The following is a 4,401-nucleotide window of genomic DNA, read 5'->3' on the forward strand; positions in this document are numbered from 1 at the left end:
CTCAATCCCTCCGTGGACGCATTAATGATAATTTTCAGATCATAAACCCAGTACCTTCAAGTTGAATGGGTATATAATATTTCAATTTATAACTTCTATAGTAGTATGCACTTATTTAATCGTTACACTTGGGTTTTAATATTTCTTTACTTAATTACTGTTGTAGTAATGAGTATTTTTTCTTATTCAGCAAAATTTGAGGCTTTTCTTATAACATTCCCCTTAATTTTCTCTCTTATCCTTTGGTCTATTAGGTGGGGTTTGAAGTCCAGTGGTACGAAAACGTACGCTAAGGAAAACAGATGATTGATCTGTAAATAAACCTAGAGCATCTAGTTGAGCTAACTAGCCCTTCTCTATAACACAATGAAAGCTCAAAGCTCTGTTACGTTTAAATGCACTTCATTGGAAGCAAATCTTGCCACAATATCCAACTCGCCACCCATGGCTTCAATATAACGCTTCAGAGTGGACAATTTCATATCACGCCGTCTCTCTGTTCTTGATACATTAGCCTGTTTAGTATTAAGTTTAGCTGCCATATCTTCTTGAGTAATATGCAATTGCTCACGTATTTCGTATAAAAGAACATCCTTAAGCAATAGACTGGTTTTTTCTTCAACCGCTTTTTTTGCAGTTAAGCTCATTTTGTTTTTTAATGATGAAAAAGACTTACTCATGGTTCTTTTCCTCCGTCTTTAAAATTAAAAGATGCTTTTGGTACAAACGCTCAGCAACAGGAATATTTTTTTCATACCAACGATCATCTCCTGTTTTGTTACCGCCCAAAAGTAAAATTGCGCAACGTCTCGGATCAAAAGCATACAAAACTCGGTATGGTTCGCCTGCATGTTGGATACGTAACTCACGCAAGTGCGTAAGTTTTGAACCCTCAATTCCAGATGAAAAAGGAAATTTTAGATTCGGTCCGCATTGTTCCAATAGATTGACCGTTGATGCGATATCAATCTGTTCTCCTTCCGTGAGATTTTCCCACCAAAGTTCAAATTCATCGGTATATTCAATATCCCATATCATTACTATAGTCCGATAATATATTACATGCAAGTCATATTGCTTTAGTGTAATGTTTTTAGCAAAAAAATTCAACAGGTTTGAAGTCAAATGATACGAAAACGTATGCTAAGGATCATCAAGATTATCAGCAAGCTGATTGAATGGTCTGAGTTCCCCCTGCATAACTTTTTCATTTAAAACAAATGAGTAATGTCCAAGAACATTAATATAACCATATTGCAGCGGCGAGAGCCTGGCCTCATCTTCTTCTCTTATTAAAACCGACTTCTGCTCTAAATAATTCCGTGCCGCATCCATGTAAAGAGTATTCCAGAGAACAACACCGTTCGTTACTAATCCTAAGGCGCCTAGCTGATCCTCTTGCCCCTCACGGTACCGTTTGCGAATTTCTCCACGCTGGCCATGACAAATGATTCTGGCAACACTATGCCTTCCTTCGCCTCGGTTCAACTGGGTCAGTATTCTGCGACGATAATCTTCATCATCAATATAGTTGAGGAGATATAAGGTCTTGTTAATGCGGCCGACCTCAATAATTGCTTTTGCCAAACTCGAAGGTTTGTCGCTTTTTAATAGTGAGCGTATAAGTTCTGATGCCTGTACAGTACCAAGTTTCAGAGAGCCAGCTATTCTCATCATATCATCCCAGTTTTGCTCGATACGCTGTATATTGGCGCATCCCCGTGCAAGATCGTTGAGAACACCATAGTCTGCTTCTTTATCAATGCGCCAAAAAACAGCTGCACCAGCGTCTGCTAAACGAGGGGAAAATTGATATCCGAGTAGCCAGAATAACCCAAAAATTATATCACTGGCACCTGCAGTATCCGTCATGATTTCCGTTGGGTTTAAACTCGTTTGTTGTTCTAGCAACCCCTCTAAAATAAAAATAGAGTCTCTTAACGTGCCAGGTACCACAATACCGTGGAAACCTGAAAACTAATCCGAAATAAAGTTGTACCAAGTAATTCCCTTGCTAGAACCAAAATATTTTCGATTTGGTCCTGCGTTAACGGTACGAACAGATGTAACAAACCGCATACCATCTGCGGAGGCCACTTCTCCACCACCCCATTTTTTTGCTAGTGGAATGGTAGACTGATACTCAACCAATCTAGCATTAGCTCTAGCCAATGTCTCCGCACGGATATAGTTTTGCTTAACCCAATTCAGACGGTGACGAGTCAATGCCGGAATATGATGTTTTATTAATGGTTCCAGTCCAATATTACATGCCTCGGCTAGAAGTACAGCACAAAGGCTGATTGGAAGATCATCGGCACGGGCATTTGATTCACTCACATGAGTAAATTCATCAAGAAAGCCTGTGCGAGCATGAATTTCAAGTATTAGTTCGGTGAGATCAACTTGTGGCAATAACCTCGCAATTTGCTCACTCAGCAATGTAAGAGTTGGTGGAGTTTCAAGCTTATCAAGGTTCGTAATCGTTAATGTGGGATACTTACCTGAGTTATCCATTCTGATGGCATTATTATTATCAAAATTTGCGGCAACTTTTTTATATGTGGCATCCAAACGATTTGTCATGGCGGCTATTGCATCGTGAGGTGCCAAAGGATGTCCTAATAAACGGCAGATCTGTATTCTGTTATTATGCCAATCAGTGCCTTGGAGGAGTTTTGTCCGTGTGTCTCCCCAACGGTCACTGTTTTCGACATAAACATCCCGTCTCTTCAAGCTGTCTTGTAATTTATCCAAGAGGCATAAGGTATAACCTTGTTTTGAGACATTTCCATCTTTATCAAAAACTAATCGCTTCCAAGGTTGGGTGATAATATCAAGAGGGGCATTCTTAAGAGTTTTTTTACGTGATAAATTGGTCTGCGCAAGGTATTCTAGTGCTTCAAGTGTATCTTTACCTGCTGGTGCTGCTTTAAAAATGATATCTCTGAGTGCTCGTGGTAGAAATCTACAGACTTTTCCATATTGCTCAACTATTTCATCATGAAATTTATCGCCCATTGGTCGAGCTAAATTATTTACAGTTTCAATAGATTCCAGAAGCTTTTCTTTAGAAATTAAAGCATAAATTTCCTCACGTAGCTTGGTATTTTGCGTCCCTTCATTTAAAACCTGCTCACAAGCTTTTGCTAAAGATAATGCGGCCTTATCTAAATCCTTTAATGTACGTAGACGTTTTTTTTGGCCAATCCTCTTCGCATCGCTTGAAATGCCTGTGGTAAGAAGATCAAGCAAATCTAACGCATCATCAAGCGCAATTATTTCAAAGGTTCTAACAAAAGCGACCAGTATTGCTGTTCGCCTATCATCGGACATACGTGCTATTTTTTTCGCAGAAATTAGGCCTGCGTAACGTGCCAGATTTTTTAATCGCACAGGGGGTATATGAGAAAAATCAAAACCGCCAAATCCAAATGCCTGCAATTCAAGATAACGCTTGATGGACTCGTTAAATGAAGGGGCGCTGATTGTTACAGGACCTTTTCGATAATAATCAAAACGCGATGCTCGCTCTCCTTTGGGCACCTGCAGAAGAGCATCTAATTCTATTTTTTGCTCGGGTGTGGGCAAAGATGATAGGCGTTTCCATAGACGTTGGGCTGCTTTTTCTCGAATTTCAGAAATTAATCGGGATAGGGTTGATTCTCCAGGTAAAATTACTTTATGTTGAATTAACCAAGTGGTAGCAAACTCAAACAGTAGGATTGGTCTTTCATTGCTTATCCATGATTTTGCATAGAGCAATCGGCTTAATCGAAATACCCAAGGCACTTCATTAAAGTCGCGATACTCATAGTGCTCACGAATAAGTGCAGTATGCTCGCGCTTGGTTGTTTCGCGCCTACCATAATCATTTAACACAGTTATATCGGTGATCGATAATTGTCCAGCAACAAAAATTTGAGCATTGATAGGTACAAGGGATAAATCTGTGAGGAATGTTCCCAAAAATCGGACAGACGTTAATTGTAAGGCGGAACCAAGTCTATTTTGATCGCCACGGCGCTCAGCGATAAAGGATAGGTCTGTTTTGTCTAAATGGAAGTATCGTGCCAACTGAAACTCATCTGGCTCACTTACATATTGGCCATATTGTGCTTTTTGTTCTTCGGTTAAAAAATCTACAGCCATAAACCCATCTCGTAAAAACACCCTCCTTGGAATAAAATTAGAGAGTAAAACAAACGTCGTTGTTTACTTTAACAAAAGAGTAACTATTTTGAAGAACATACTTGATGTAAAAAAAGAAACTTTAATTATAACCGTTCTATTATTAATAGTTACGGTAACCCAAGGTAGCACAGATATATACCCATTCAACTTGAAGGTACTGGGTTTATGATCTGAAAATTATCATTAATGCGTCCACGGAGGGATTGA

At 39.2% G+C, this 4,401-nt stretch carries 2 protein-coding genes and 1 pseudogene; all 3 read right to left on the reverse strand.

The window, feature by feature from the left end; all coding sequences use genetic code 11:
• Positions 1-374: 374 nt before the first annotated feature.
• The gene (locus ACQY7T_RS06540) at positions 375-680 is read right to left on the reverse strand and encodes a helix-turn-helix domain-containing protein (protein WP_428412147.1); all 306 of its coding nucleotides are present in this window, start codon (positions 678-680) and stop codon (positions 375-377) included.
• Entirely contained in the window at positions 673-1,038 is a 366-nt protein-coding gene (locus ACQY7T_RS06545) for a type II toxin-antitoxin system RelE/ParE family toxin (RefSeq protein WP_428412149.1), read from the reverse strand. Before ACQY7T_RS06545 ends, ACQY7T_RS06540 begins: the two co-directional genes overlap by 8 nt.
• A 105-nt stretch (positions 1,039-1,143) precedes the next feature.
• Positions 1,144-4,152 (reverse strand): annotated as a pseudogene (locus ACQY7T_RS06550) (Tn3 family transposase).
• Between the last annotated feature and the right edge of the window lie 249 nt (positions 4,153-4,401).

It is taken from the genome of Legionella sp. (assembly GCF_965140895.1).
Classification (GTDB): domain Bacteria; phylum Pseudomonadota; class Gammaproteobacteria; order Legionellales; family Legionellaceae; genus Legionella.